This window comes from Sphingosinithalassobacter tenebrarum, from assembly GCF_011057975.1.
Lineage (GTDB): Bacteria > Pseudomonadota > Alphaproteobacteria > Sphingomonadales > Sphingomonadaceae > Sphingomonas > Sphingomonas tenebrarum.
In genome coordinates, this window is sequence record NZ_CP049109.1 from 3324019 (window position 1) to 3350444 (window position 26426).

Annotated in this window: 30 protein-coding genes; 10 read left to right on the plus strand and 20 right to left on the minus strand. The window is 64.5% G+C overall.

Annotated elements, in window-relative coordinates; all coding sequences use genetic code 11:
- Positions 1-138: 138 nt before the first annotated feature.
- The 16 genes from G5C33_RS16400 to G5C33_RS16475 form a co-directional block, all read right to left on the minus strand.
- Positions 139-1758 (minus strand): M56 family metallopeptidase, encoded by a 1620-nt coding sequence (locus G5C33_RS16400; protein ID WP_165328123.1) that lies wholly within the window; start codon positions 1756-1758, stop codon positions 139-141.
- Complete coding sequence (locus tag G5C33_RS16405) at positions 1755-2123, minus strand: BlaI/MecI/CopY family transcriptional regulator (RefSeq protein ID WP_165328124.1); 369 nt, start codon at positions 2121-2123, stop codon at positions 1755-1757. Before G5C33_RS16405 ends, G5C33_RS16400 begins: the two co-directional genes overlap by 4 nt.
- Positions 2124-2491: 368 nt before the next feature.
- Positions 2492-2647, minus strand: coding sequence for a hypothetical protein (locus tag G5C33_RS16410; RefSeq protein WP_165328125.1), 156 nt, complete (start codon positions 2645-2647; stop codon positions 2492-2494).
- A gap of 24 nt (positions 2648-2671) precedes the next feature.
- Positions 2672-2998, minus strand: a complete 327-nt coding sequence (gene grxD / locus G5C33_RS16415; RefSeq protein ID WP_165328126.1) for a Grx4 family monothiol glutaredoxin — start codon at positions 2996-2998, stop codon at positions 2672-2674.
- 3 nt (positions 2999-3001) lie between these two features.
- Entirely contained in the window at positions 3002-3241 is a 240-nt protein-coding gene (locus tag G5C33_RS16420) for a BolA family protein (RefSeq protein WP_165328127.1), read from the minus strand.
- A gap of 4 nt (positions 3242-3245) precedes the next feature.
- Positions 3246-3569, minus strand: a complete 324-nt coding sequence (locus G5C33_RS16425) for a DUF1476 domain-containing protein (protein WP_165328128.1) — start codon at positions 3567-3569, stop codon at positions 3246-3248.
- Positions 3570-3665: 96 nt separating this feature from the next.
- The gene (locus G5C33_RS16430; protein ID WP_206518582.1) at positions 3666-4667 is read right to left on the minus strand and encodes an NADPH:quinone oxidoreductase family protein; all 1002 of its coding nucleotides are present in this window, start codon (positions 4665-4667) and stop codon (positions 3666-3668) included.
- Positions 4630-5259, minus strand: coding sequence for a 3-isopropylmalate dehydratase small subunit (leuD, locus tag G5C33_RS16435; protein ID WP_165328129.1), 630 nt, complete (start codon positions 5257-5259; stop codon positions 4630-4632). The genes G5C33_RS16430 and leuD overlap by 38 nt, the downstream gene beginning before the upstream one ends.
- A 212-nt stretch (positions 5260-5471) precedes the next feature.
- Entirely contained in the window at positions 5472-5636 is a 165-nt protein-coding gene (locus G5C33_RS16440) for a hypothetical protein (protein WP_165325332.1), read from the minus strand.
- Between the two features lie 23 nt (positions 5637-5659).
- Positions 5660-7093, minus strand: coding sequence for a 3-isopropylmalate dehydratase large subunit (gene leuC, locus G5C33_RS16445; RefSeq protein WP_165328130.1), 1434 nt, complete (start codon positions 7091-7093; stop codon positions 5660-5662).
- Positions 7094-7165: 72 nt separating this feature from the next.
- Positions 7166-8128 (minus strand): NAD-dependent epimerase/dehydratase family protein, encoded by a 963-nt coding sequence (locus G5C33_RS16450; protein WP_165328131.1) that lies wholly within the window; start codon positions 8126-8128, stop codon positions 7166-7168.
- A 189-nt stretch (positions 8129-8317) separates the two neighbouring features.
- The gene (locus G5C33_RS16455; protein ID WP_165328132.1) at positions 8318-9820 is read right to left on the minus strand and encodes a SulP family inorganic anion transporter; all 1503 of its coding nucleotides are present in this window, start codon (positions 9818-9820) and stop codon (positions 8318-8320) included.
- A gap of 140 nt (positions 9821-9960) precedes the next feature.
- Positions 9961-10611 carry a CoA transferase subunit B gene (locus tag G5C33_RS16460; protein ID WP_165328133.1) on the minus strand — a complete coding sequence of 217 codons (651 nt, stop codon included), beginning with the start codon at positions 10609-10611 and terminating at the stop codon, positions 9961-9963.
- 4 nt (positions 10612-10615) lie between these two features.
- Positions 10616-11599, minus strand: coding sequence for an HAD family hydrolase (locus G5C33_RS16465; RefSeq protein WP_165328134.1), 984 nt, complete (start codon positions 11597-11599; stop codon positions 10616-10618).
- Positions 11599-12477: a 5'-nucleotidase, lipoprotein e(P4) family gene (locus G5C33_RS16470; protein ID WP_165328135.1), complete on the minus strand. Its 879-nt coding sequence runs from the start codon at positions 12475-12477 to the stop codon at positions 11599-11601. Before G5C33_RS16470 ends, G5C33_RS16465 begins: the two co-directional genes overlap by 1 nt.
- The gene (locus G5C33_RS16475; protein WP_165328136.1) at positions 12474-13181 is read right to left on the minus strand and encodes a CoA transferase subunit A; all 708 of its coding nucleotides are present in this window, start codon (positions 13179-13181) and stop codon (positions 12474-12476) included. The genes G5C33_RS16470 and G5C33_RS16475 overlap by 4 nt, the downstream gene beginning before the upstream one ends.
- A 172-nt stretch (positions 13182-13353) precedes the next feature.
- On the opposite strand from G5C33_RS16475, the gene G5C33_RS16480 reads away from it, so the two are divergent.
- The 4 genes from G5C33_RS16480 to G5C33_RS16495 all read left to right on the plus strand — a co-directional run bounded on the left by G5C33_RS16480 (position 13354) and on the right by G5C33_RS16495 (position 16484).
- Entirely contained in the window at positions 13354-13755 is a 402-nt protein-coding gene (locus G5C33_RS16480; RefSeq protein WP_165328137.1) for a hypothetical protein, read from the plus strand.
- Positions 13756-13812: 57 nt separating this feature from the next.
- Positions 13813-15468 (plus strand): thiamine pyrophosphate-binding protein, encoded by a 1656-nt coding sequence (locus G5C33_RS16485; protein ID WP_165328138.1) that lies wholly within the window; start codon positions 13813-13815, stop codon positions 15466-15468.
- 50 nt (positions 15469-15518) lie between these two features.
- Complete coding sequence (locus G5C33_RS16490) at positions 15519-15761, plus strand: hypothetical protein (protein ID WP_228275104.1); 243 nt, start codon at positions 15519-15521, stop codon at positions 15759-15761.
- Between the two features lie 117 nt (positions 15762-15878).
- Entirely contained in the window at positions 15879-16484 is a 606-nt protein-coding gene (locus G5C33_RS16495; protein ID WP_165328140.1) for a class I SAM-dependent DNA methyltransferase, read from the plus strand.
- Positions 16485-16610: 126 nt separating this feature from the next.
- On the opposite strand, the gene thiS is transcribed toward G5C33_RS16495, so the two are convergent.
- Complete coding sequence (gene thiS, locus G5C33_RS16500) at positions 16611-17615, minus strand: sulfur carrier protein ThiS (protein WP_165328141.1); 1005 nt, start codon at positions 17613-17615, stop codon at positions 16611-16613.
- 177 nt (positions 17616-17792) lie between these two features.
- On the opposite strand from thiS, the gene aroQ reads away from it, so the two are divergent.
- The 3 genes from aroQ to accC all read left to right on the plus strand — a co-directional run bounded on the left by aroQ (position 17793) and on the right by accC (position 20267).
- Positions 17793-18227 (plus strand): type II 3-dehydroquinate dehydratase, encoded by a 435-nt coding sequence (aroQ, locus tag G5C33_RS16505; RefSeq protein WP_165328142.1) that lies wholly within the window; start codon positions 17793-17795, stop codon positions 18225-18227.
- Between the two features lie 39 nt (positions 18228-18266).
- Positions 18267-18752: an acetyl-CoA carboxylase biotin carboxyl carrier protein gene (accB, locus tag G5C33_RS16510; protein WP_165328143.1), complete on the plus strand. Its 486-nt coding sequence runs from the start codon at positions 18267-18269 to the stop codon at positions 18750-18752.
- Positions 18753-18908: 156 nt separating this feature from the next.
- A complete protein-coding gene (accC, locus tag G5C33_RS16515; RefSeq protein WP_165328144.1) occupies positions 18909-20267 on the plus strand; it encodes an acetyl-CoA carboxylase biotin carboxylase subunit in 1359 nt (452 codons plus the stop codon).
- Positions 20268-20270: 3 nt separating this feature from the next.
- On the opposite strand, the gene G5C33_RS16520 is transcribed toward accC, so the two are convergent.
- Complete coding sequence (locus tag G5C33_RS16520) at positions 20271-20846, minus strand: NAD(P)H-dependent oxidoreductase (RefSeq protein ID WP_165328145.1); 576 nt, start codon at positions 20844-20846, stop codon at positions 20271-20273.
- Between the two features lie 107 nt (positions 20847-20953).
- On the opposite strand from G5C33_RS16520, the gene arsC reads away from it, so the two are divergent.
- Both arsC and G5C33_RS16530 read left to right on the plus strand, forming a co-directional pair.
- A complete protein-coding gene (gene arsC, locus G5C33_RS16525; RefSeq protein ID WP_165328146.1) occupies positions 20954-21292 on the plus strand; it encodes an arsenate reductase (glutaredoxin) in 339 nt (112 codons plus the stop codon).
- A 4-nt stretch (positions 21293-21296) separates the two neighbouring features.
- A complete protein-coding gene (locus tag G5C33_RS16530; protein WP_165328147.1) occupies positions 21297-22763 on the plus strand; it encodes a phospholipase D-like domain-containing protein in 1467 nt (488 codons plus the stop codon).
- Between the two features lie 6 nt (positions 22764-22769).
- On the opposite strand, the gene G5C33_RS16535 is transcribed toward G5C33_RS16530, so the two are convergent.
- Positions 22770-23498 (minus strand): Crp/Fnr family transcriptional regulator, encoded by a 729-nt coding sequence (locus G5C33_RS16535; RefSeq protein WP_165328148.1) that lies wholly within the window; start codon positions 23496-23498, stop codon positions 22770-22772.
- Positions 23499-23575: 77 nt separating this feature from the next.
- Entirely contained in the window at positions 23576-23953 is a 378-nt protein-coding gene (locus G5C33_RS16540) for a PAS domain-containing protein (protein ID WP_228275105.1), read from the minus strand.
- A 125-nt stretch (positions 23954-24078) separates the two neighbouring features.
- On the opposite strand from G5C33_RS16540, the gene purL reads away from it, so the two are divergent.
- On the plus strand, positions 24079-26304 hold the full coding sequence (purL, locus tag G5C33_RS16545; RefSeq protein ID WP_165328150.1) for a phosphoribosylformylglycinamidine synthase subunit PurL: 2226 nt from the start codon (positions 24079-24081) through the stop codon (positions 26302-26304).
- Positions 26305-26426 lie beyond the last annotated feature (122 nt).

A 26426-nucleotide genomic window follows, 5' to 3' on the forward strand; every position in this document is an offset into this window, starting at 1 on the left:
TGCAACACAAGAGCGCCGACGCTGGCGCCCCATCTTCCCGACAAGTTGCGGGGCCGGCCGCACGAAGGAAGCGACCGGCCCCGATCTTGAGGTTGGCGCCCGTAAAGGGGCAATGCGAGCGCCTCCCTCCCCCTCTCGTCAGTTGATGTCGAGATCGAGGTCGAAATCGCCTTCGTTGTCGAGTTCGACAATGGCTTCGTCGATTTCCGCAAGCGCCTCGGCACGCTGCTCCTCGGTGAGGTGCGGCATGCGGGCGATCTGGGCACGCGCCGCGACCAGGCCATCGCGGGCACTGCGGATAGCGATCACCTGCACCTCGCGAGCCTGACGCGCCTGCTGCGCCGCGCCGGCGGCGACCGCTTCGATGCGGTCCCGGCAGATCACGATGACCTGATGGTCGCCGTCCCGCGTGTGCATTGTCATCTGGCGATTGTCGCCGCGCGTGCCGCAGCTGGCTTCGCGAACTTCGGGAATGTTCGCTTCGATCGCCTCGACGTCGACAAATTCATTGCCGTCGCCCCGGACCACAAACCGGCGGCCGTGCGTGCCGTCCTGCGCCGTGACGGTGCCATCCCGCACGATATAGGTGGTCGCATTCGGCGCTTCGGGAGCCTCGGGCGCTTCCGGCGCCTCGGGGGCCTCCGGCGCGGCAGGGACATCCTGCGGCGCTTCCGGCGGCGCGGGAGGTGCTGGCGGCGCCGGCACGTCCTGCTCGCTCAGCGTAACGCCGACGGTACGTTCGACCTGCGCCTTGATCCGTTCGGCGGCCTGTGTCCCCGAAGCCGTCACGCCGAGCGCGGTGACCGCGATCAGGCTGACGCCGAGTGCGCCGGCGGCGATACGGGTGGGGGATTTTCTGTCAGTCTTCGAAAGCATGCGAAGCCTCCCTTTGATTTCATTGATGGTGTGCAAGTGACATGCCGCCGAGACCGCACCCCCATGCGCGGACTTGACGATCGCACGGCCATAAGCATGGCGCAGTGCCTGGGCGCGGCCTGAGAGCACAAGGGCGTCGCAGGCCATTTCCTGATCGGCGCGAAAGGCGCGGAACGCCCGCCACGCGACCGGATTGAACCAATGGATTGCAAGGACGATCAGCGCCACCCAGTTGGCGATCAAGTCGCCACGGACATGGTGGCCCAGCTCATGCGCAAGCGCGAGATCCTGTTCGACATCGTCGTAGCGCTCGGAAAAATCACGCGGGAACGCGACATATTTGCGCAGCACGCCGAATGCGAGCGGGCCGTGCGCGGCGTCGGTTTCGATCACCCGCACCTTGCCGTGCGCGACACGCCGGTCGGACCGGGCACGTGCCAGCAGGCGGCGGCAGAACAGCGAATGCGCCACGAAATGATAGGCGAGGAAACAGAGCATGCCGACCGCCCAGAAGACGGCGAGCAACAACAGCAGACTGGGCCCGCTCGATACCGCCACCGGCGGCACGACCAGCATCTGCGCGTCGGCGACATGCACCGTCATCGCCGCACCCTGCACCGCCTCGACCGGCGCGGTGTCGGCATTGAGCAGGCCTGCCGTGATCCCCGGCGCGGTTTCGGCGCTGCGGACGAAGGGACGCAGCAGCGCGCTCAATTGCCAGTTGCCCGGCAGCGGCGGCATCAGCATCCGCGCGAGCGGCAGCAGCCACAGCGCATAGGCGACGGCGGGGCCGAAGGCGCGCCGCACCGGCGCCCGAATCGCCAGCACCAGCAGCATCAGCAGCGTTGAGGCGACCAGCGTTTCGAGAATCCAGCCGATCATTGCTTGAGGTCCTTCAGCAGGGCTTCGATCTCGGCAATGTCCTGATCAGTGATCGCATCGCGTTCGGCGAGATGCGCGACCAGCGGCGTCAGCTTGCCGCCAAACAGCCGGTCGATCATCCGCCGCGATTCGCCGACGACATAGTCGCTGCGCTGGACCAGCGGGCGATAGCGATAGCGGCGCCCGTCCTCCTCATGCGCGATGATATTCTTTGCGAGCAGGCGACCGAGCAGCGTCTTGACCGTGTTCGCGCTCCAGGCGCGTTCGGCCGGCACCCGTTCGGCGACTTCCTGCGCCGTCAGCGGCGATTCCTGCCAGAGCACTTCCATCACACTATGCTCGGCGTCACTGATACGCTCGGTCATGCCACTTTCCCTCATTCCGATTACGCTTGTAAACGACGACTACGGATGTAGTCAACCCGGCTGAATGACCGATGAACGGTTTCGCCGGTGGCATGCAATACCAGGGACAGACGCATCGCGTGGCGGTGTGTCGGAATGTTTTACACCGATGACGGACAAGGGTGACTCCTTAACCATCGAAAGCGCGGAAATTCGCGGGGTTTGCGTTTTGGCATACCCCCTGCAACGCTATGGGCATACCGAGCGTGAAAACGCTTCAGCAGGGCGGGTCGGCCAGCTTTTTCCGGTCTCGCGTCGACCCGCCCGCACCCGGTGTCTCTTCTTACAGCGCCGGCCAACCCATCAACCGAGTCGCTTTGCGCTCCTTCTCACTCCCCGTCATTCCCGCGAAAGCGGGAATCCAGCTGCTTTTTGGCGCCCGAGACGCAAACAAGAAGAAGCTGGATCCCCGCTTTCGCGGGGATGACGAAAATGATCGGCAGAATCAAAAACGCCCGCGTCACGGTCGACGCGGGCATTTTCATTTTTCTTCGGTCACCGGATTCCGGTCAGGAAACAAGTCCCTTGGCCTTGAGCAATTCGGCCAGTTCGCCCGATTCGTACATTTCCATCATAATGTCCGAACCGCCGACGAATTCGCCCTGCACGTAAAGCTGCGGGATCGTCGGCCAGTCGGAAAAGCTCTTGATGCCCTGGCGCACAGCCTGATCCTGCAGCACGTCAACGCTTTCGAAATCGGCGCCGAGATGATTGAGGATCGCCACCGCGCGGCTCGAAAAGCCGCATTGCGGAAAGAGCGGGCTGCCCTTCATGAACAGCACCACCGAATTGGCGTCGACTGTGTCCTTGATCCGTTGCTGGGTGTCGTCGCTCATAGCTTACTCCTTTACCGGCGCTGCGGTTGTTAGCTGCAGCGCGTGCAGTTCGCCGCCCACGCGCTCGCCGAGCGCGGCATAGACCGCGCGCTGCTGCGCCACGCGGGTCTTGCCGCGAAAGCTCTCGCTCACCACGCGGGCGGCATAGTGATCGCCGTCCCCCGCCAGATCGGTGATTTCGACCTGCGCATCGGGAATCCCTTCGCGGATCAGTGCTTCGATCTCTGCGGCGGGCATCGGCATGCGATTACTTCGCTTCCATAAACTGGCGACGTGCCTCGGCGGCCATTTCCTCAATCGCCACGCGAACCGTCGATTCGTCGATCGCGATCCCGGCGGCGGTCAGGTCGCCGACGAGCTTGCGCACGACATCCTCGTCACCGGCCTCTTCGAAATCGGCCTGGACGACCGACTTGGCATAGGCTTCGGTTTCTTCGGGCGTCAGCTTCATCTGCGCCGCGGCCCATTGGCCAAGCAGCCGGTTGCGCCGCGCGGTGACACGGAACGCCACTTCCTCATCGCGAGCATATTTCGCCTCGAATGCCTTCTCGCGATCTTCGAACCCACCCATGCGCATTTGCCCTCAAAATTCGTTTCGACCGAAATAGGAGAGCCGCCGGGCGATGACAACGGGGTGTGGTGCTTCTGCGCCCCGCCGATGCGTGGATTATTCGGCGACGCGCACCACCAGTTTCCCGACCGCCTGCCGCGCGGCCATTTTGGCGATCGCCTTGCCACCGTCCGCAAAGGGGAAGACTTCGGTCACATTGGGCGCGATTGCGTCCTCGGCCCAGAGGCGGAAGAGATGATCGACATGCGCTGCGTTCGCCTGCGGATCGCGCGCGGCGAAGGCCCCCCAGAAGACACCGCACACGTCACAGCTCTTGAGCAACGTCAGATTGAGCGGCAGCTTCGGAATGCCGGCGGGAAAGCCGACGACCAGATAGCGTCCTTCCCACGCGATCGCACGCAGTGCCGGTTCGCAATAATCGCCGCCGACCGGATCATAGATCACGTCGGCGCCGTTCGGCCCGACGGCCTCCTTGAACAGATTGGCGACTTCGCGCGACTGTGCCTTGTCGAACGGCGCACGCGGATAGATGATCGTGCGGTCGGCCCCGGCCGCCTTGGCCGCCGCAGCCTTTTCCTCGCTCGACACCGCCGCGACCACCGTCGCGCCGAACGCCTTGCCCAGCTCGACCGCCGCCAGCCCGACACCGCCGGCAGCGCCGAGAATCAGCAACGTATCGCCCTGCTTGAGCTTGCCGCGATCGCGCAGAGCATGGATGGTGGTGGCATATGTGAGCAGCAGCGCCGCCCCGTCTTCGAAACTGCGCCCGTCGGGAAGCGCGTAGAGAGCGTCCGCGGCTACCGCCACTTTCCCGGCGAGCCCGCCATGACCGATCACGCCCAGCACGCGATCTCCCGGGGTGAAACCGGTAACGCCTTCGCCCACAGCCTCGACCACGCCCGAAATCTCGCCGCCCGGCGCGAAGGGGCGCTCGGGCTTGAACTGATATTTGTCCTCGATGATCAGCACATCGGGGAAATTGATCGCACAGGCCTTCACCGCGACGAGTACTTCACCCTTGCCGGGTGTCGGATCGGGTTGCTCTTCGATCTTTAGAGTTTCAGGTCCGCCCGATTCCTTCGACAGCAACGCTTTCATGGCCCGCCCCTACCTTGATCCAGGGCCGCGCATCGGCGACACCGGTTTCGTATTTCGAAATCGCGGTATCCTGTGCCAGCGTAAGACCCACTTCGTCCAGCCCTTCGAGCAGGCACTGGCGGCGAAACGGGTCGAGTTCGAAGGTGAAGCGATCCTGATAGGGCGTGGTGACCGTCATCGTTTCGAGGTCGACAGTGATCTCATCGGCCTGCGCGACTTCGATCAGCCGGTCGACGGCTTCCTGCGGCAGAACCACCGGCACGATGCCGTTCTTGAACGCATTGCCCGAGAAGATGTCCGAAAAGCTCGGCGCGATCACTGCGGTAACGCCCATATCGGCAAGCGCCCAGGCGGCGTGTTCGCGGCTCGACCCGCAGCCGAAATTCTCGCCGGCGATCAGGATCGGCGAACCGGCATAATGCGGATCATCGAACACATTGCCGGGTTCGGCGCGGACCGTTTCGAACGCGCCCTTGGCGAGACCGGTACGCAGGATGGTTTTCAGCCAGTGTGCGGGAATGATGACATCGGTGTCGACATTCTTGGCACCCCAGGGATAGGCGGTGCCGGTGACAGTGCGGACGGGGTTCATGGGCCTGGGCTTTCGGGCTGCTCGGTTGATCCGGTCAACCCGTCATGCTGAACCCTTCGAGGGGTTCAGGACGGGCTTGTTTCAGCATCCACCAAGCCACCGGCACCAGCGCCAGTCAATCAGTGGACCCTGAAACACGTTCAGGGTGACAAATGGTGTAGCTGAGACTCTAGTCCCGAAACCCCGCGCCGATCAACCGCAGCGCCGCGAAATCAGTTGCGCGCCGCGATCTGGCCAGCGGCTTCGGCCGCCACCGGCGCGGCGGTGAGCTCGAGCGTGGCGGCGGGATCGGAAAGGGTACGCGTTGTCGTGGCATAGGTTGCCGCGAGACCGCTCAGAATCGTTCCCGCGACCAGGATAACCAGCGCACCTTTCATGATCGATCCCCCCTTTCGATCTTCTAGCCCATCAGATCCCGGACATCGGCAAGTCTACCCGTAACTGCCGCCGCGGCCGCCATTGCTGGCGAAACCAGATGTGTCCGAGCCCCAGGCCCCTGACGTCCTACAAAATTTCGATTCGAAGTGGAAGCACAACGTTCGCCGGCGGGTACTTTGTCCGGGTTCATCGCGAGACACATCGAACAGCCCGGTTCGCGCCAGTCGAACCCTGCTTCGATAAATACGCGGTCGAGTCCTTCTTGTTCCGCCTGCCGCTTTACCAGTCCCGATCCGGGTACGATCAGCGCCTGACGGATGCGATCGGCAACCTTGCGCCCCTTCACCACTTCCGCCGCGGCGCGCAGATCCTCGATCCGGCTGTTGGTGCACGATCCGATGAAGACATGCTCGACCGGAATATCCTGCATCGCCGTGCCGGGCGTCAGCCCCATATAGTCGAGCGATTTCCGCGCGGCCTTGCGCTTGGAAGGATCCTCGAAACTTTCCGGGTCGGGCACGACGCCGGTAATCGGCACGACGTCCTCGGGGCTCGTTCCCCAGGTGAGCGACGGCGCGATCTCGCTCGCCGACAATCGGACGCTGCGATCATAGCTGGCGCCCGGATCAGTCGGCAGCGTCCGCCAATAGGCGAGCGCGCGCTCCCATGCCTCGCCCGCCGGCGCGAGCGGGCGCCCTTTGAGATATGCGAACGTCTTTTCGTCGGGTGCGATCAAGCCAGCGCGAGCGCCGCCCTCGATCGACATATTGGAGACGGTCAGCCGGCCCTCGATCGACATGTCACGAAATGTGTCGCCGGTATATTCGATGACATAGCCGGTGCCGCCCGCCGCGCCGATCCTGCCGATCACCGCCAGGATAACGTCCTTGGCCGAAACGCCGAAGCCGAGCTTCCCCTCGACGCGGACTTCCATCGATTTCGACTGGCTGAGCAGCAGCGTCTGCGTCGCCAGCACATGCTCGACTTCGCTCGTCCCGATGCCGAAGGCAAGCGCGCCCAGCGCACCATGCGCGGCGGTGTGGCTGTCGCCGCAGACGAGCGTCGTTCCCGGCAGCGTGAACCCCTGTTCGGGGCCCACGACATGGACGATCCCCTGCGCGGCATCGAGCGCATCGATATAGGTGATGCCGAATTCGGCGGTGTTGGCGCGGAGCGCATCGAGCTGCGCCGCGCTCTGCGGGTCGGCGATCGGCAGCGGCTTGCCCGCCGCATCGACACGCGGCGTCGTCGGCAGATTATGGTCGGGCACCGCGAGCGTAAGATCGGGACGCCGCACCGGGCGCCCCGCCGAGCGTAGCCCCTCGAATGCCTGCGGGCTCGTCACTTCATGGACGAGATGGCGGTCGATATAGACAAGGCAGGTGCCGTCGTCGCGGCGTTCCACGACATGATCGGCCCAGATCTTTTCGTAAAGCGTTTGCGGTTTGGTTGCCATGATGCGCGCGGTTTAGTCCGATGCTGCGCGAAGGCAAGGGAAGGCGACAGAAAGTTACGGGGCGCGAGCGTTTCAGCAGTGTTCCGGCTGCTCCTCGGGCGAGACATAGGCGGCGTCGTGGGGCAGCGGTAGCGTATCGCCGCGCGCCATCGCATCGAGCACCGCCCGGAAATCTGTCTGCGCGCGCCACCCCATCCGCCGCTCGGCCAGGCCCGGATCATAGACCCGCCCGATGCTCGCGGGCAGCGTCCAGCCGCGCGCGGCGTAGAGCTCGGGGGCGTCGGGAAAATAGCGTGCGATGACGGCGGAGGAATCGCGTTTCAGTTCGGCCACATCCGCGCGCGCGAAGGGCGGCGGCGCGGAGACGATGAACGTCCCGAAGCCGACATCCGGCGCCTTTTCCAGCGCTACGATATGCGCCCGCGCGGCATCCTCCACCGTCAGGCGGCGATGGAGAAACTCGTTCGCCTTCATATTCTCGCCCGAAAGCGTGCGATGCGTATCATCCTCTTCGGGGAAGAAACGGCTGGTGCGCAGTACGACCGCGTTCAGCCCCTGCTCGAGATGCGCGAGACGGCAGAGATTTTCGGCGGCGTGTTTGGTGACACCATAGATATTACGCGGTTCGATCGGCCCGCTCGTTTCGTCGAGCCACACGGCATGATCGGCGCGCTCGTCGCGGATCCCCTGGCTGATCATCAGCGACGTGGTCGAGGTAAAGACGAACCGGTCATGCCCCGCCGCGACCGCCGCCTCGACGAGGTTGAGCGTGCCGGTGACATTGACGTCGACGAAGGCCTGCGCGGGATAGCGGACGATATCGGGCTTGTGCAGCGCGCCGGCATGGATGACCGCCTCGATACCATGCTCACCGAAGGTCCTCTCGACCAGCGCGCGATCGGCGACCGATCCCTGCACCTGGGTATCGACACCCGGCGCGACATCAAGGCCGGTGACCTCATGCCCCCGCGCCCGCAACATCGGCGCGAGATAGCGGCCGAGCCAGCCCGATGATCCGGTAAGCAATATGCGCATGGGTCGCCTCCTCGCGAGGCGCATAATGGAGGCGATACACACCGAACAGGCCAAACCGTCATGCTGAACTCGTTTCAGCATCCACCGTGCAACAAGCGCCGTCCGCGCAAGCGGGGAAATGGACCGTGAAACGAGTTCAGGGTGACGAAGTCTATGGGGCAAGCGCAGGCTACTGGCCGCGACGCCTCATCAGTGCCCGACAACTCCCAGCGATTCGAACGGCTTGTCATGCTCGCCATATTTCTCGACCAGCGTCGCACTCGCCTGGTTGAGGCCGAGCACTTCGACCGTCTTGCCTTCGCCGCGCAGCCGCAGCACCACCTTGTCGAGCACGCCCGTCGCCGAAATGTCCCAGAAATGCGCGTCAGTCAGGTCGATCACCACCTTCTCCACGCCTTCCTCGCGGAAGCGGATCATTTCCATGATCCGGTCGGTCGAAGCGAAGAAGATCTGGCCGCCGATGATGTAGCGGCGCTCCTTGCCGTCGGGCGTGCGCATCGTTTCGAGCGTCACCAGCTTGCGCACCTTGCCCGCGAAGAAGATGCCCGAGAGCAGCACGCCGACCAGCACGCCGAGCGACAGATTGTGCGACCAGACCACCGTCACGACCGTCGCGATCATCACTGCGCTCGACGGCATCGGATGGTGCGTGATTTCGGTGAAGCTCTGCCAGCGGAAGGTGCTGATCGACACGAAGATCATCACCGCGACGAGCGAGGGCATCGGCACCTGACGAACCAGCGGATTGAGCGCGACCATCAGCACCAGCAGCATGATCCCCGCGACGAAAGTCGACAGGCGACGGCGCCCGCCCGACTTCACGTTGATCACCGACTGGCCGATCATCGCGCAGCCACCCATGCCGCCGATGAAGCCGGTGAAGAAATTGGCAATCCCCTGCCCCAGGCATTCGCGCTGCTTGTCCGAGCGCGTCTCGGTCATGTCGTCGACGATCTCCGCCGTCAGCAGCGACTCGAGCAGGCCCACCGCGGCCATGCCGAGCGCGGTCGGCGCGACGATCTGGAACGTCTCGAAGGTGAACGGGACGGCCGGCAAGTGGAACATCGGCAGCGTGCTGGGCAACGTGCCCATGCCGCCCACCGTGTGGACGTCGGTGCCCATCGTGATGGTGAAGATCGACAAGAGCACGATCGCCACCAGCGGCGATGGCACGGCGGTTGTCACGCGCGGCAGCAGATAGATGATCGCGAGTCCCGCCAGCACCAGCGCATAGGTTTCCCAGCCGACATTGGTGAGCTGCGGCAGCTGCGCCATGAAGATCAGGATGGCGAGCGCGTTAACGAACCCGGTGATCACCGATCGCGACACGAAGCGCATCAGCAGGTTGAGCCGCAGCAACGCGGCAAGCCCCTGAAATACGCCCATCAGGATGGTCGCGGCGAACAGATATTCGACGCCATGTTCGCGCACCAGCGGCCCGACCAGCACCGCCACCGCCGCCGTCGCCGCCGAGATCATCCCCGGCCGCCCACCGGTGATAGAAATGATCACCGCGATCGAGAAGCTGGCATAAAGCCCCACCGCCGGATCGACGCCGGCGATGATCGAAAAGCCGATCGCTTCGGGAATCAGCGCCAGCGCGACGACCAGCCCCGACAGGAATTCCCGCCACGGATTGGTCAGCCAGTCACGACGAATGTCGGAGGCGAAATTGATATGCGCGTCGGCCATGCTGTTTCCCGTCGCGGCGAATTGCGTCTGCCCTTCGCCGCCCTTTTCCCGGATTGTCGATTGCTGCGCCGCAACATCACGCGGCGGGCGCGCATTAGGTCATGCGGCGCGGCAGATCAACCCGCTGGCCGGGAAACGGCTCAGGCCGCTTCGAGCGCCACCTCGTAGGACGCCGTCGTCTTCTCCGCGACTTCCTCGGCGGTGACGCCCGGTGCGAGTTCGACCAGCCGGAACGGACTATCGTGATCGGCGCGCTGGAAAACGCACAGATCGGTGATGATCATGTCGACGACATTCCTGCCGGTCAGCGGCAGCGTGCATTCGGGGATAAACTTGGGATCGCCCGATTTGGCGCAATGCTCCATCACCACGATGATCTTCTTGACGCCCGCGACCAGATCCATCGCGCCGCCCATTCCCTTGATCATCTTGCCGGGGATCATCCAGTTGGCGATGTCGCCGTCCTGGCTGACTTCCATCGCGCCGAGCACGGTCAGGTCGATATGGCCGCCGCGGATCATCGCGAAGCTCTGGTCCGATCCGAAAAAGACCGACTGGGGCAGCTCGCTGATCGTCTGCTTGCCCGCGTTGATCAGATCGGGATCGACCTGATCGTCATAGGGAAACGGGCCGATGCCGAGCATGCCGTTTTCCGACTGCAGCGTTACTTCGACGCCTTCAGGAATATGGTTGGCGACGAGCGTGGGAATGCCGATCCCCAGATTGACGTAGAAACCATCCTCCAGTTCCTGCGCGGCGCGGGCGGCCATCTGATCACGGGTCCAGGGCATCACATCACTCCTCGGTTGTCGGGTCTTCGGGCGAAGCGGGAAGCCCCTCGGCTTCCGTTTCGGCCGGCATCAAAAGGGGCGGCAGGAGAAACCATCCCTGCCCCCACATCGGCGCGAGCATGCTCGCCGCCGCGCTGTTGCGACGCAGTGTCGCATCGCCTTGCGCGGCAAACAACTCGCTGAAATCGGAAAGGCGCTCACCCGTGAGGGCAACAACGCAATAGCGCCGCGCTATGTCCTGCCGCACCGCGTCGGCCGAGGCACCGTCCTCGACCAGCCACAGCGTATCGCCGCGCGCGCCCGGATCGATTCCGGCCTTCGCCAGCGCCGCGCGCAGCCCGGCCTCCTGTCCATCGAGAACATCGGCCAGATAGACGACGGCGATATCGAGCCGGGCGGTGGCATCGAGCGTTTCGACTGCCCCCGGCGAGGCGACCAGCGGGCGCGGGCGCGCAGCCGAACCGAACGTCCCGCCGCCGACGCGCACGATCATCGCCAGCGGAAGCATTTCGCACGGCATGAATTCGGGCGCGGCGGGAGTCGCGTCGGCAGTCAGCACCATAGAGAAATTGGCCTGCCGATTCTCGGCACGGTCGGACAGCCAGCCGTAGAGCGTCTGCCACGCCTGGATGCTGTGCGCGGCGCCTTCGGCAGATCCGGCCACCGGCGGCGGCATCTCGATCTCGCCGTCCGCAGCGACAACTTCCGCCGTTGCCACCGCTTCCTCGGGAGGCGGACGATCGTCGCCCTCGAGCGGCGGAAGCGAGCGCGACGCCGGCGGCGCGGGAATGAGAAGCATTTCCCTGTCTCCACGTGTCCCGCTTTCGACTGCGGCGGAGGCATCGGCGGCGGCGTCACCCGCGCGAATCCGATCGGCCACTGTCGGCAGTGCCGCGGCGATACATGCCTGCAACAGCATCAGCGGCGCCAGCGCGACGCCCATGCGCAGCACCCCGCCGGTGCGCGAAGGAACGCCGCCGCCCGCCATCAGTCGCCACCTGCCTCCGGCATCCACCGAACATCGGCCGGGAACACGCTGTCGAAATCGCCCTTCAGCGACGCGCCGTAGACCGGATTGGGCAGGACGAACCAGCCCATGCCCCACAGCCCCTGTGCGGACGCGCCCGATCCCGCCATGCGGCGGCGGGCGTCAGCGGCGAGATCGGCATCGTTAAAGCGATCGGAAAAGTCACCCAGATTGTCGCCCGCCATAGCGACCACGCAATAGCGCGCGGCGATCGTCGCGCGGCGGCCGTCCTTGGCCGATCCCATCGCGTCGTCGCCCTTCAGGAACAGCGTCTCGCCGTGCACCGCCGGACCGAGCCCGGCATGATCGAGCGCGGCGATCGTCCCCTCGGCATTGGCTGCCTGGCGATTGGTGTTGAACACCACGGTCATCCCGCCCGCACGAATGCGGCGCAGCGCCGTGACGGCCCCGGGCACCGGAGCGACCGCCTGCGTGCCGGTACGTTCCCATTCGTCCCAGACGGCACTGTCATAGCCGCTGCCCGTCGACGCCTGCCAATATTCATAGCCGAGGTTGAGCAGCAGCGTTTCGTCGACATCGAACACCACCGCACGCGGCTTTTCCCCGCAATCGGTGAAGCTCGGCGCGCGCGGCGTGGCACCGGGCGCCAGGATCACGCTGCGCGCATCGGCACCGCCATTGGCGAGCGCATAGTCGGCGATCCAGCGAAATGTCTGGATCGAAAGCGCGGCGGCCTCGCCCGAGCCATAGAGCCAGCGCATCGTTTCGGGCGGCAGCGCGGGCGCCGCCGACACCGGTTCGGGAACGGCCCTGTCGGCGCCGGAAACACAGCCTGCCAGCGCCAGCGATATTCCCAGCGCGGCGAGCGCGCGGCTCATGCCGTTTCGCGCTCGCGCACGGTGCGGAATTCGATCTTCTTGTCGTAGGGCGCTCCGACGATCATCCGCTTCACGTAAATGCCGGGAATGTGAACGCAATCGGGGTCGAGACTGCCCACCGGCACCACTTCCTCGACTTCGGCGACGCAGATGTCGCTCGCGGTCGCCATCGGCTGGTTGAAATTGCGCGCGGTCTTGCGGAAGATCAGATTGCCCGCCTCGTCCGCCTTCCAGCCCTTGACGATCGACAGGTCGGCGCGGATGCCGCGCTCGAGGATATATTCCTCGCCGTCAAAGACCTTCACTTCCTTGCCCTCGGCCACTTTCGTGCCGACGCCGGTCTTGGTGTAGAAGCCGGGAATGCCCGCGCCGCCGGCGCGGCAGCGCTCGGCGAGCGTGCCCTGCGGGCAGAATTCGACTTCGAGCTCGCCCGACAGGAACTGGCGTTCGAACTCCTTGTTCTCGCCGACATAGGAAGAGATCATTTTCTTGACCTGCTTGCTGCGCAGCAGCTTGCCGAGGCCTTCATTGTCGATCCCGGCATTGTTCGAGGCGATGGTGAGGTCCTTCACGCCAGAGGCCTGGATCGCGTCGATCAGCCGCTCGGGGATGCCGCACAGGCCAAAGCCCCCCGCGCAGAGCATCATGCCGTCGAACAACAGACCGTCCAGCGCCGCTTCGGCGTTCGGATAGAGCTTCTTCATGCGCGATTCTCTCCCTCGATTGCCGACGCGATAATCGGGGGGACCGCGCCTGGTCAAGCGAACCTGAATCAACCTTCAACTTCATGGCTGGCGTCTCCGCGTCGGCACACCCCTGTCGGAACCGATAGGGGGTTTCGAACGTAGCTGCACGATCATGCAAGCTTATTTCACAGTGGACATCGACATGTCCCGCAATCTCCTGAAGCTGTCGTTGGGCGGTTTTTACGCGCCCGAGGACGTAGCCCGGCTGGCCGGTGCTCGCGCCGAAGCGCTGGTGAAGCTGGGCTGTCCGCCAAACCGACACCTCACGCTCGCGGACGTCCGCGAAATGAAGATCCAGCCCCCGGAAACGGTTGTCGCCTTTGCCACGATGATGGATGACAACCGCTATCGTTCGCGAAAAATGGCGTTTGTCTGTCCGCCCTCGCTCGCGCGAATGCAGCTGATGCGCGTCGCGCAGCACCGCGTCGCGCGCCTTTTCGTCGAGCCTGGCGCTGCCGAACGCTGGCTGTTTTCCGACGATGAGTCCGACACGCTGGACAAGAACAGCGCGAGCGCGATGGGCGCCGGCTAGGCTTTCGAACCTTCCGCGCGCATTTCCTTCGCGTGCCATCACCGCTAGACCCGATGCATGAGCCAAGCACGAAATGGCGGACGCATTCTTGTCGACAATCTTGTAGCACAAGGTTGCGACCGGATTTTCCAGGTTCCGGGCGAGAGCTTCCTCGCGGTGCTCGACGCGCTGCACGACGTGCCCGACATTGATGTCGTGACGTGCCGGCAGGAAGGCGGCGCGGCGTTCATGGCCTGCGCCGACGGTGCGCTGACCGGCAAGCCGGGCGTGTGTTTCGTCACGCGCGGGCCGGGTGCGACAAACGGCAGCATCGGCGTGCATGTGGCGATGCAGGATTCGATCCCGATGCTGTTCTTCATCGGCGACGTCGATCGCGGCATGCGCGACCGCGAAGGCTTTCAGGAAGTCGATTTCGTCGCGATGTTCACGCCACTCGCCAAGCTGGCGCTGCGGATCGACGATGCCGCGCGCATCCCCGAATATGTGGCGCGGGCGTGGAACGTCGCGACCAGCGGGCGCCCGGGGCCGGTGGTGATTTCGCTGCCCGAGGACATGCTGTGCGATGTGGTGGAGGCGGTGGACCGGCCGAAGGTTGCATCGCTCGACAGCTATCCGCCGATGGACTCGCTTCAGCCGGTATTGCATGCGCTCCGAAAGGCTCAGCGCCCGATCGCGATTGTCGGCGGAGCGGGGTGGGATTTGGCAGCTTCAGCCGCGTTCGGCTATTTCGCACGGAGTTGGGGCATTCCCGTCGCCAGTGCCTTCCGTCGACAGGACGCACTTTTCAACGATGACAAATGCTGGGCAGGAAATCTCGGCTATGGCCCCAATCCCAAGCTGGTCGAGCGGATAAAACAGGCCGATCTGATCTTCGCGCTTGGCGCCCGTTTGGGCGAAGCGACCACCGACGGCTATACGCTGATCACGCCGGATCACCCCGGACAGACGCTGATTCACGTCCACCCCGATCCCAGTGAACTTAACCGCGTCTATCGCGCCGATATCGCCATCGCCGCCACGCCATCTGCATTCGCCGTCGAAATCGTCACCGCCGACTTCCCGGAACAACCCTTTGCCGGGGCCGCCGAAGCCCATGCCGAATGGCTCGAATGGTCCACGCCCAAGCCCCGCGAGGGCGTTACGCTCGATCTCGGTCAATGCGTTCTGGCAATGCGTGAACGGATGAATGCGGAGAGCACGATCATCTGCAACGGCGCGGGCAATTTCTCGGCCTGGTGGCATCGCTACTGGCGCTATGGCGGCTATGGCACGCAGCTCGCGCCGACCGCGGGCGCGATGGGCTATGGCGTTCCCGCCGCCGTCGCCGCCGCGCTGCGCTGCCCGGACAAGACCGCCGTCGCGGTCGCCGGGGACGGCGACTTCCTGATGAACGGGCAGGAACTGGCGACCGCCGTCCAGCATGGCGCGGACCTGCTCGTCATCCTGGTCGACAATGGCGGCTACAGCACGATCCGCATGCATCAGGAGCGCGAATACCCCGCGCGGCCGAGCGGCACGGCGCTGTCCAACCCCGAGTTCGCCGCTCTCGCCCGTGCCTATGGCGGATGGGCCGAAACCGTTGCGACAACGGAAGAATTCGCCCCCGCCCTAGATCGCGCATTGGCGCAAGAGGGACTGCGGCTGCTGCACCTGAAGACCGACATCGAACACATCACGCCGGCAACGACGATTTCGGCGATCCGCCACCGGTGACTTCCCCCTGCCCTCTATAATGGATGGGTATTTCTACAGGGAGAAACACCGTGGCTGGCTGGGTAGACGTGCATTTCGGACGCGAGGGCGACCGGTGCATCATCGACGGCATCGACGTCTGGAAGGAAGAATGGCGCTGGATCGGCGGCAAGACGATCAGCCTGCCGCATCCTTTCGATTCGAGTCAGCGCCACAGCTTCTCGATCTGCGAAGTCGGCAGCACGCGTCGCCCGGTGCGCTTCGCGGCAAGCAAGATGCCCGAGGGGCTCTGGGCCTTCTACGTTCCCGCCTGAGCAATCCCGGCATTTCCCTGGCTTGATATCACCGGCCGGCGCTTCCATCACACGCGGTAGCCATCGCGATGCCGTACCGCACGTCGCCGCACCGGAATGGCATGGGAGAGCAGGCGCATGCCGTTCGGTCGCCGCAAAAAGCAGGACAGCGTCGAGGATCATTTTGAACGCAACGCCCTCCGCTTGGACAAGGCGCGGCGCGGCCGGTTCGATGAACGCGGCTGGCTGGATCGTTTTCTGCTGGCCCTGCCCGGACAGGCGCATATCCTCGATCTAGGCTGCGGCGGCGGCGAGCCGATCGACCGCTATCTGATCGATTCGGGGCATCGACTGACCGGAATCGATTTGTCGGAACGGATGATTTCGCTGGCCCGCACGCGCTTCCCCGCGCATCGCTGGCTGAAGGCGGACATGCGCGCCGCCACGATGGACCGGGCATTTGACGGCGTCGTCCTGTGGGACAGCCTCTATCATCTCGAGGCGGAGGAGCAGGCCGCTCTGCTCACACGCGTCGCAGGGTGGCTGGAGCCCAAGGGGACATTGTTGTTCACCACCGCGCCCCCGCATGACGAGGATCGCGTGGCGGGCGTACATCATAAGGGGCTGGACCCAACCAGCGTGCGGGCGCTGTTTGCCGAGCTGAAACTCACTGAAATTGCTCATGCGCCCGAGGACATGGCGACGGGCGGCCGCGCCATCTGGCTCGCGCGCAACTTGCAGTGAGCCACCGCCCGAACCCCCGTTTGCGCTGAGCTTCTCGAAGCGCGGTACTTTTTTTTGCGAGGCTCGACGAAGAAGTACGGTGATTCGACAGGCTCAGCACCACCGGGGATGGGTGCAGCGGGCGGCTTAGATCAGCCCCGCCAGCGGGCTCGACGGATCGGCGTATTTGCGCTGCCCCATCCGTCCGGCGCGATAGGCCAGTCGCCCGCCCTCGACCGCAAGCTTCATTGCCCGCGCCATCGCCAGCGGGTCCTTGGCCTCGGCGATCGCAGTGTTCATCAGCACGCCGTCGCAGCCCAGTTCCATCGCCACCGCCGCGTCGCTCGCGGTGCCGACACCGGCATCGACCAGCACCGGCACGTTCGCGCCCTCGACGATCAGCCGGATCGTCACGCGGTTCTGGATGCCCAGCCCCGATCCGATCGGCGCGCCGAGCGGCATGATCGCCACCGCGCCGGCGTTCTCCAGCCGCTTCGCCGCGATTGGATCGTCGACGCAATAGACCATCGGCTTGAAGCCTTCCTTGGCGAGCACTTCGGTCGCGCGGATCGTTTCGACCATGTCGGGATAGAGCGTGCGCGCCTCGCCGAGCACTTCGAGCTTGACCAGATCCCAGCCGCCCGCCTCGCGCGCCAGCCGCAGCGTGCGGATCGCGTCCTCGGCGGTGAAACAGCCCGCGGTGTTGGGCAGATAGGTGATCTTTTTGGGATCGATATAGTCGGTGAGCATCGGCGCCTTGGGGTCGGACACGTTCACCCGGCGCACCGCGACGGTGACGATCTCCGCGCCCGATGCCTCGACCGCGGCGGCGTTCTGCTCGAAATCCTTGTACTTGCCGGTGCCGACGATCAGCCGCGAACGGAAGGTCTTGCCCGCGACGCTCCAGCTATCGTCTTCGGTCTTCGCGACATGATCGCCACCGCCGACGAAATGGACGATTTCCAGCTCGTCGCCATCCTCGACCGTCACGTCGCCGAGCTGCGAGCGCGGTACCACTTCCAGATTGCGCTCGACCGCGATCTTCTCGGGCACCAGCCCCATCTCCTGCGCCAGTTGCGCGATCGAAAGGCCGGCATGCACGCGCTTGTGCTCGCCATTGACCCGGATGCTGACGGTACCGTCGGTGTGCACTGGAAACTGACCTCCGTTGGGGCTGGGCCTGTCGAAGCCCCGTCCTTCTTCTTTCCTCCGCTGGCAAGAAGAAGTACCGCCCTTCGACAATCTCAGGGCGAACGGGGGACTTTCATGGCCCGGTTCGTTACGCGTCGCATATAGGGGTGCCACCGAACCCCGCAACCAAGAGGCATCATGGCCGACAGCATCTATGTCCTAAACGGCCCCAATCTGAACCTGCTGGGGCTGCGCGAACCGGAGATTTACGGGAGCGATACGCTCGACGACATCGCCGGAATGCTCGAGGATCGCGCCCGCGATCTCGATCTGACGATCGACATGCGGCAATCGAATCACGAGGGCCATCTGGTCGACTGGCTGCACGAGGCGCAGGCGCATGACGCAAAGGCGGTGCTGCTCAACGCCGGTGCGTTCACGCATACGTCGATCGCCCTCCATGATGCGATCAAGGGCATTCGCACGCCCGTCATCGAAGTCCATCTTTCCAATCCGCTGGCGCGCGAAGATTTCCGCCACGAGAGCTTTGTCGGGCGCGCCGCGCGCGGAACCATCGCGGGCTTCGGCGCGCTTTCCTATCTGCTTGCGCTTGAAGCGGCGGCCCGCTTCTGACAACAGGCGCTTTTTCTTTCTACAGAAACGAAGGGTCGGATGACCAAGGAACATGATCATGGCGGCATGCGAGTCGATATCGAACTCGTGCGCCAGCTCGCCGCGGTTCTCGATGAAACGCAGCTGAGCGAAGTCGAAGTCGAAGACGGCGACCGCCGCGTGCGAGTCGCGCGGACGATGACCGCCGCTGCGCCTGCGGCCTATGCGCCTGCACCGGCGCCCGTGGCGGCTGCGGCACCCGCAGCGCCCACCGCCGCGGCCCCTTCCGAAGGCTCGATGCCGGCCAGCCAGGAAAATGCTGTCAAGTCGCCGATGGTCGGCACCGCCTATCTCGCCCCCGAACCGGGCGCGAAGAATTTCGTCTCGGTCGGACAGAAGGTCGCGGCAGGCGACACGCTTCTGATCGTCGAAGCGATGAAGGTGATGAATTCGATCGCTTGCCCGGCTTCGGGTACGGTCACCGCGGTGCTAGTCGAAAACGGCCAGCCGGTCGAATTCGATCAGCCGCTGGTCGTGGTCGAATGAGCGGCTCGACCGCTCTTGCCGAATCTCAATTCCCGCATCCGTTTGGGCTGAGCTTGTCGAAGCCCCGTCCTTCTTCTTCCATGCGGGAGAACGGGACGGCCCTGCGACAAGCTCAGGGCAAACGATCGTTGCGCCGTTCACGCCGGACTTCCTCGCATGCCTGAAATCAAGAAACTGCTCATCGCCAATCGCGGCGAGATCGCGTTGCGCATCCATCGCGCTTGCCATGAAATGGGCATCAAGACCGTCGCGGTGCATTCCACCGCCGACGCCGATGCGATGCATGTCCGCCTCGCCGACGAAGCGATCTGCATCGGCCCGCCACCCGCGGGCGAGAGCTATCTCAACATCGCCAACATCATTTCGGCGGCCGAAGTCTCGGGCGCCGACGCGATTCACCCAGGCTACGGCTTCCTGTCCGAAAATGCCCGCTTTGCCGAAATCGTCGAGGCGCACGGCATCATGTTCGTCGGCCCCAAGCCCGAGCATATCCGCATCATGGGCGACAAGGTGGAGGCCAAGCGCACCGCCGGCGCGCTCGGCCTGCCGCTCGTCCCGGGCTCCGATGGCGCGATCAGCGATGTCGAGGAAGCCAAGAAGCTGGCCGAGCAGATCGGCTATCCGGTGATCATCAAGGCAGCGTCCGGCGGCGGCGGGCGCGGCATGAAGGTGTGCAATTCGCCCGACCAGTTCGAATCGTTGATGCAGCAGGCGGGCAGCGAGGCGAAGGCCGCGTTCGGCGACGCCACTGTCTATCTCGAAAAATATCTGGGCAATCCGCGCCACATCGAATTTCAGGTGTTCGGCGACGGCAACGGCAATGCGATTCATCTGGGCGAACGCGACTGCTCTCTTCAGCGCCGCCACCAGAAGGTGCTGGAGGAGGCCCCCTCCCCCGTCATCACCGCCGAGGAACGCGCGCGAATGGGCGGCATCGTTTCCAAGGCGATGGCGGACATGGGCTATCGCGGTGCGGGCACGATCGAGTTCCTGTGGGAAAACGGCGAATTCTATTTCATCGAAATGAATACGCGCCTGCAGGTCGAGCATCCGGTGACCGAAATGATCACCGGCGTCGATCTGGTCCGCGAACAGATCCGCGTCGCCGAGGGCGAGCCGCTGTCGGTCACGCAGGACGAGCTCGAATTTCGCGGCCATGCGATCGAATGCCGGATCAATGCAGAGGATCCGCGCACTTTCATGCCCTCGCCCGGCACGATCACGTATTTCCACGCGCCCGGCGGCATGCATGTCCGCGTCGATAGCGGGATTTACGGCGGCTATCGCATCCCGCCCTATTACGACAGCATGATCGCCAAGCTGATCGTCTATGGCCGCACGCGCGAAGGCTGCATCATGCGGCTGCGGCGCGCGCTCGAGGAATTCGTGGTCGAGGGCGTCAAGACGACGATCCCGCTCCACCAGGACCTGATCGACGACCCCGAATTCCAGGACGGGGCCTATACGATCAAATGGCTCGAAGACTGGCTGGCGAAGGAGGCTGGGGGAGGCTGAAGCTCAGGCCCCCTCGCTGCCCAGCGCGCCCATCCGATCGAGCCAGTCGGCCCGATCGCAATCCTCGCTTTCGACATTGCCGATCAGCGTGTCGTGGACCGGCGCGATTCCGGCGAGCTTGAGGATGTTGCGCTTCAGGCTCTTCACGCTGTGCGCGCCATAGTAGAAGCGATAGAAAAACGCCGGCATCCCCATCGTCACAATGACGCGCGCCGATTTGCCCTTGAGCAGCGGCTTCGGCATCCGACCCTCGCCGATGGCGAAGCCGGGCCGCGCGATCTGCTCGAAAAATGCCTTGAGCAGGGCGGGCACGTCACCGAGCCACAGCGGATAGAGGATCACCAGATGATCCGCAGCGCTGATCGCCGCCTGCGCTTTGGCGATCGCGGGCGGCGGTGCGCCGTTGGTCCATTGCGCGCGCGAGCGCAGCAGCGGAAAGTCGAGCGTGGAAAGATCGATCCGCGCAACATCATGCCCGGCCTCCTCAGCGCCAGCCGCATAGGCATCCGCGAGCGCGTGGATGAACCGCGTCCGATCGGGATCGGGATGACCGTCGATGATCGCGATGTGGCGTGTCATGGGTGCGGTCCTCGCAAAAGGAGGCCACAAAGCTTGCATCGCAGGGAACATCGTTCAATGCGAAGCTTTGCGTATTGCACCACCACCAATTTCCGGGGAGCGGAATCTTGAAGGCGACCATCTATCACAACCCGCGCTGTTCCAAGTCGCGCGAGACACTGGCGATCCTCAACGATACGCCGGGTGTCGACGTGGAGATCGTCGAATATCTCAAGACGCCGCCGAGCGCCGAAAAGCTGGGCGAGCTTTATGCCAAGGGCGGCATGTCGCCCGCCGACGGGCTGCGCAAGACCGAGGACGGCGCCAAGGCACTGAAGGGGGCCAGCGACGCCGCGATCCTCGACGCGATGGCATCCGACCCGATCCTGATCGAGCGCCCGCTGGTCGAAACCGAAAAGGGCGTACGGATCGGCCGCCCGCCCGAAAAGGTTCGCGAGATCCTCTGACCCCGTGACCGAGCAGAACGCCCCCCACCCGCTCACGCCCGGCCGCAATTGCTGGCGCGTCAGCCATGCCGATCGCGCGACGGTGATCATCGACGCCGATCGCTATTTCCGCGCCGCGCGATCGGCGATGCTGCAGGCGAAGCGGCAGATTCTGCTTGTCGGCTGGGATTTTGACGCGCGCATTCCGCTGACCTTTGACGAGACCGACCATCCGGGCATTCCGCGCAAGGTGGGGCCGTTCCTGTCCTGGCTGGTGCGCAACCGGCCCGAGCTCGATATTCATATCCTGCGCTGGGATACCGGCGCGCTGGGCACGTTCAGCCACCCCACCACGCTTGCGACCACGATCAAATGGCATCTCGACAAGCGCATCCATGTGAAGCTCGACGGCTTTCATCCAGTCGGCGGATCGCATCATCAAAAGATCGTCGTGGTCGACGATTGCCTCGCCTTTTGCGGGGGGATCGACATGACCAAGAACCGCTGGGACACGCGCCATCATCGCGACAATGAGCCCGGCCGCAGCCAGCCCGGGCACGACCACGGCCCCTGGCACGACGCCACCACGGCGCTGAAGGGCAAGGTGGCGAAGGATCTGGGCGACCTGTGCCGCGAACGCTGGGAGCGCGCGGGCGGCGATCCGATTACCCCGCCCGAACCGGCCGACCAGTGCTGGCCCGAGGGGCTCGAAGTCGGCTTTACCGACGCGACGGTCGCGATCTCGCGCTCGCGCCCCGACATGCCCGATTGCCCGCCGGTGCGCGAAATCGAGCAACTCTATCTCGACCTGATCGCGCGCACGAAAAAGCGCTTCTATGCCGAAAGCCAGTATTTCGCTTCACGCAAGGTCGCCGAGGCGATCGCGCAACGGCTGCAGGAACCCGACGGCCCCGAATTCGTCATCGTCAATCCGGTGAGCGCCGAAGGCTGGCTCGAGCCGATCGCGATGGACACGGCGCGCGCGCGAGTGATGAAGGCCATCGAACAGGTCGACAAATATAGCCGTTTCCGCCTCTACCATGCGCGCACGCGCGGCGGGAAACCAATCTATATCCATTCGAAAGTGACGGTGGTCGACGATTGCGTGCTGCGCGTCGGCTCGTCCAACTTCAACAACCGCTCGATGCGGCTCGACACCGAATGCGACATCACGATCGACGCGACGCTGCCCGAAAATGCCGATGAGGAGGAAACGATCGCGGGCATCCGTAATGGACTGCTCGGCGAGCATCTCGATGTGCCTCCCGAACGCGTCGCGGCGCGGCTCAAGGAAAGCGGGTCGCTGATCGAAACGATCGAATCGCTTCGCGGCCAGGGAAAGACGCTATTTCCCTACGAAATCCCCAATCTGCCCTGCATCGGCGAATGGCTGGCCGACAATGAGATTCTCGATCCCGAAGGGCCGGAGGAGACGTTCGAACCGCTCAAGAAGCGCAGCCTGTTCCGCCGTCTGCGCAACCCGGATCGCTGATTGCCGCTACTGCGCGCGCGGCATCTCGGCAGGCCCGGCATCGGCCGCCATCACCGGCGCGCGCGCCGTGCGTCGCTGAATCCATTGGGTAAGCAGGCCCCGATCATGCACCCGCACGCCGTCGGGCGTCCGCAGCACCAGCCGCTCGCGCTCGAGCCGCCCCAACGCCTGCGTCACCGCTACCGGTGAGGCGCCCAGCATGACCGCCAGTTCCTCCGTACCGGCCGCGACCGCCGCTTCGAATTCGTGATTGCCCGACACGTTGAGCAATGCCTTGGCAAGCTGCACATTGAACGGCTGGGTGCGCAGATCGTCGACGAATTCGAGCAGCAGTTGCAGCCGCTGCGCCATGACATGTGTCACGGCTGCGGCGATCGCCGGGTGCTCGGCAACAACCACGCGATAGCATTCCGCGTCGCAAGAGACGACGCTCGACGCAGTCACCGCGCGCGCCGAAAATGTCCGGGCCAGTCCCGACAGCATCGCGCTTTCACCGAAACAATAACCGGCACCGAACCGCGCTGTCGGCTGGAACTTCCCCGCGGTATCGAAATTGCCGAGCTCGATTTCACCGCTATCGATGAACACCATCGAACAATCGGATTCGCCGCGCCTGTAGAGCAGATCGCCGGCGGCATGATCTTCGGCCCGGCCTGCATTCCGTAATGCCGCGAGCGCATCTGTTTCGAGCAACGCGGAAAGCGGCGGCGCCCCGACATAGAAAAGCTTGGCCATCTCGTTTCTCCCCCGACGCCCCGAAGGGTTTCACGTTCGCGCGCCGGGATCAAGCCGCCTATGCCGCCGAAATACCGTTACGAAACAGGCCATTCGTCGGTGATATCCTGCTTCGTGCCATAGAGGTGAGTAACCCTGCCCCCGGCACAGAGAATATCTGCCGAAAGCCGCATCCAGCGCAATTCGCCGTCGCGACGCCGTATCCATGCTTCCATCGTGAAGGCCCGCCGTTCGGCGATCGCCTTCGCACGCAATTCTTCCATCATGCCACGCGAATCGCCGACATACATTTCGGCGATCTCGCGCCGGTCGACATGTGTTTCGGGGGCGATGCCGAACAAGTCGAACACGCCGGCGGACCAGATGAGGCTGTCATCGGAAAGATCGCATTGCCAATTGGCGGGCAGGGCCCGGGGGCGCGCCGCATCCTGCGTGCCCTTCCCCGGACGAAGCAATTGCGGAGCTAGCGGAGGCTGGGTCATCGCAATCCGGTAGCACAGCACTGCTTAACGGCGAATTGGGTTTCCGAACGCGCATCGGGCTCTAGCGCCCTCGCCGCAGCGTCGCTAAGGCGCAGGCCATGACCGACATCACGCCCGAGATCGTGGCCGAACACGGCCTTTCGCCCGAGGAATATGAGCGCGTGCTCGCCGCGCTTGGCCGCGCGCCCAACCTGACCGAGCTCGGCATCTTCTCGGTAATGTGGTCCGAGCATTGCAGCTACAAGTCGAGCCGCATTCATCTCAAGAAACTGCCGACCGAGGCGCCCTGGGTGATTTGCGGCCCGGGTGAGAATGCCGGCGTGATCGATATCGGCGACGGCGACGCAGCGATCTTCAAGATGGAGAGCCACAACCACCCGAGCTATATCGAACCCTATCAAGGCGCGGCGACGGGCGTGGGCGGCATTTTGCGCGACGTCTTCACGATGGGCGCGCGACCGATCGCGAACATGAACGCGCTGCGTTTCGGGCGTCCCGATCACCCCAAGATGCGCCACCTCATCTCCGGCGTGGTTCACGGCATCGGCGGCTACGGCAATTGCGTCGGCGTGCCGACCGTCGGCGGCGAGACAAATTTCCATCCCGCCTATGACGGCAACATCCTGGTCAATGCGATGACCGTCGGCGTCGCCAAGACCGACAAGATCTTCTATTCGGCGGCAGCGGGCATCGGCAACCCGGTGGTCTATGTCGGATCGAAAACCGGACGCGACGGCATTCACGGCGCGACGATGGCCTCGGCCGATTTCGGCGAGGACAGCGAAGAAAAGCGCCCGACCGTGCAGGTCGGCGATCCCTTCACCGAAAAACTGCTGATCGAGGCGTGCCTCGAACTGATGGCGTCGGATGCGATCGTCGCCATTCAGGATATGGGCGCGGCGGGCCTCACTTCGTCTTCGGTCGAAATGGCGTCGAAGGGCGGCGTCGGCATCGAACTGGTGATGGACGACGTTCCCCAGCGCGAAACCGGCATGACGCCCTATGAAATGATGCTGAGCGAATCGCAGGAGCGGATGCTGATGGTCTTGAAGCCCGGCCGCGAGGCCGAGGCCGAGGCGATCTTCCGCAAATGGGAGCTGGATTTTGCCGTCATCGGCACCGTCACCGACAACGAACGCATGGTGCTGAAGTGGCAGGGCGAGACCGTCGCCGATATCCCGCTCGGCCCCCTGGCCGACGATGCGCCGCTCTACGATCGCCCCTCGGTGCCCACCGAGCCGCCGGCGGAGATCGAGAACCCGCCCGAGAGCCTGCACATCGTCATGGATCTGGTGAACCTGCTCGGTTCGCCCGATCTCGCCAGCCGCCGCTGGATCTGGGAACAATATGACCACATGGTCGGCGCAGACACGGTGCAGCGCCCCGGCGGCGACGCCGCGGTCGTCCGCGTCCACGGCACGCAAAAGGGGCTGGCGATCACCACCGATTGCACGCCGCGCTATTGCTTCGCCGATCCGGTCGAGGGCGGCAAACAGGCGATCGCCGAGGCATGGCGCAATCTGACCGCGGTGGGCGCCAGGCCGCTAGCCGTCACCAATTGCCTCAACTTCGCCAACCCGCAGCGGCCCGAGATCATGGGCCAGTTCGTCGGCTGCCTGGAGGGCATGGGCGAAGCCTGCCTCGCGCTCGATTTCCCGATCGTGTCGGGCAATGTCAGCCTCTACAACGAATCGAAGGCGACCGGCGGCGGTTCGGCGATTCTTCCCACTCCCGCGATTGGCGGAGTCGGCCTGCTTGCCGACTGGTCGAAATCGGTGACGATCGGGTTCAAGGGTTTTGGCGACGCGGTGCTGGTCGTCGGCGAGCGGATGGGCCATCTCGGCCAGTCGCTCTGGCTGCGCGAGATTCACAAGCGCGAAGGCCGCGACGCGGGCCCGCCCCCGCCCGTCGACCTCAAGGCCGAAAAGCGCACCGGCGACTTCATCCGCGCGGCGATGGACAAGGAACAGGTCACGGCCTGTCACGACGTGTCCGACGGCGGCGTCGCCGTCGCGCTCGCCGAAATGGCGCTTGCCTCGGGCATCGGCGTGCATGTCAACGAACCCCAGCCCTTCGGCATTGCCGGCTCCTTCTTCGGCGAGGATCAGGGCCTCTATATCGTCACGGTGAACGACGGCGCGCTGGCGGACTTCATGGCGGCGGCGGATCTGGCCGACGTGCCTGTCGACCTGCTCGGCCGCACGATCAAGAACCGCATGATCTTCGAACTGGAAGAAGGCGACTGGGTGGTCCGGCTCGAGGATTTGCGCAGCGCGCATGAAGGCTTCTTCCCCAAGCTGATGCAGGACGAAATCACGGCCTGAAGCGTGGCGTGCCGGCGACGCATCGACGTCGCCACGGCTTGCCCGAAATCAACTATGCGCGCACCATCGCGGTATCTGATAGGATATCGGCGCGGGCCGGCACGGCGCGCGCCGCCCTGGGG

What these genes read in the sequence shown, in the direction of transcription:
- G5C33_RS16400 (WP_165328123.1), bottom strand. Translation starts at nt 1,758, where the DNA reads ATGATCGGCTGGATTCTCGAAACGCTGGTCGCCTCAACGCTGCTGATG.
- G5C33_RS16405 (WP_165328124.1), bottom strand. Translation starts at nt 2,123, where the DNA reads ATGACCGAGCGTATCAGTGACGCCGAGCATAGTGTGATGGAAGTGCTC.
- G5C33_RS16410 (WP_165328125.1), bottom strand. Translation starts at nt 2,647, where the DNA reads ATGAAAATGCCCGCGTCGACCGTGACGCGGGCGTTTTTGATTCTGCCG.
- grxD (WP_165328126.1), bottom strand. Translation starts at nt 2,998, where the DNA reads ATGAGCGACGACACCCAGCAACGGATCAAGGACACAGTCGACGCCAAT.
- G5C33_RS16420 (WP_165328127.1), bottom strand. Translation starts at nt 3,241, where the DNA reads ATGCCGATGCCCGCCGCAGAGATCGAAGCACTGATCCGCGAAGGGATT.
- G5C33_RS16425 (WP_165328128.1), bottom strand. Translation starts at nt 3,569, where the DNA reads ATGGGTGGGTTCGAAGATCGCGAGAAGGCATTCGAGGCGAAATATGCT.
- G5C33_RS16430 (WP_206518582.1), bottom strand. Translation starts at nt 4,667, where the DNA reads ATGAAAGCGTTGCTGTCGAAGGAATCGGGCGGACCTGAAACTCTAAAG.
- leuD (WP_165328129.1), bottom strand. Translation starts at nt 5,259, where the DNA reads ATGAACCCCGTCCGCACTGTCACCGGCACCGCCTATCCCTGGGGTGCC.
- G5C33_RS16440 (WP_165325332.1), bottom strand. Translation starts at nt 5,636, where the DNA reads ATGAAAGGTGCGCTGGTTATCCTGGTCGCGGGAACGATTCTGAGCGGT.
- leuC (WP_165328130.1), bottom strand. Translation starts at nt 7,093, where the DNA reads ATGGCAACCAAACCGCAAACGCTTTACGAAAAGATCTGGGCCGATCAT.
- G5C33_RS16450 (WP_165328131.1), bottom strand. Translation starts at nt 8,128, where the DNA reads ATGCGCATATTGCTTACCGGATCATCGGGCTGGCTCGGCCGCTATCTC.
- G5C33_RS16455 (WP_165328132.1), bottom strand. Translation starts at nt 9,820, where the DNA reads ATGGCCGACGCGCATATCAATTTCGCCTCCGACATTCGTCGTGACTGG.
- G5C33_RS16460 (WP_165328133.1), bottom strand. Translation starts at nt 10,611, where the DNA reads ATGCCCTGGACCCGTGATCAGATGGCCGCCCGCGCCGCGCAGGAACTG.
- G5C33_RS16465 (WP_165328134.1), bottom strand. Translation starts at nt 11,599, where the DNA reads ATGGCGGGCGGCGGCGTTCCTTCGCGCACCGGCGGGGTGCTGCGCATG.
- G5C33_RS16470 (WP_165328135.1), bottom strand. Translation starts at nt 12,477, where the DNA reads ATGAGCCGCGCGCTCGCCGCGCTGGGAATATCGCTGGCGCTGGCAGGC.
- G5C33_RS16475 (WP_165328136.1), bottom strand. Translation starts at nt 13,181, where the DNA reads ATGAAGAAGCTCTATCCGAACGCCGAAGCGGCGCTGGACGGTCTGTTG.
- G5C33_RS16485 (WP_165328138.1), top strand. Translation starts at nt 13,813, where the DNA reads ATGAGCCAAGCACGAAATGGCGGACGCATTCTTGTCGACAATCTTGTA.
- G5C33_RS16495 (WP_165328140.1), top strand. Translation starts at nt 15,879, where the DNA reads ATGCCGTTCGGTCGCCGCAAAAAGCAGGACAGCGTCGAGGATCATTTT.
- aroQ (WP_165328142.1), top strand. Translation starts at nt 17,793, where the DNA reads ATGGCCGACAGCATCTATGTCCTAAACGGCCCCAATCTGAACCTGCTG.
- accB (WP_165328143.1), top strand. Translation starts at nt 18,267, where the DNA reads ATGACCAAGGAACATGATCATGGCGGCATGCGAGTCGATATCGAACTC.
- accC (WP_165328144.1), top strand. Translation starts at nt 18,909, where the DNA reads ATGCCTGAAATCAAGAAACTGCTCATCGCCAATCGCGGCGAGATCGCG.
- G5C33_RS16520 (WP_165328145.1), bottom strand. Translation starts at nt 20,846, where the DNA reads ATGACACGCCACATCGCGATCATCGACGGTCATCCCGATCCCGATCGG.
- G5C33_RS16535 (WP_165328148.1), bottom strand. Translation starts at nt 23,498, where the DNA reads ATGGCCAAGCTTTTCTATGTCGGGGCGCCGCCGCTTTCCGCGTTGCTC.
- purL (WP_165328150.1), top strand. Translation starts at nt 24,079, where the DNA reads ATGACCGACATCACGCCCGAGATCGTGGCCGAACACGGCCTTTCGCCC.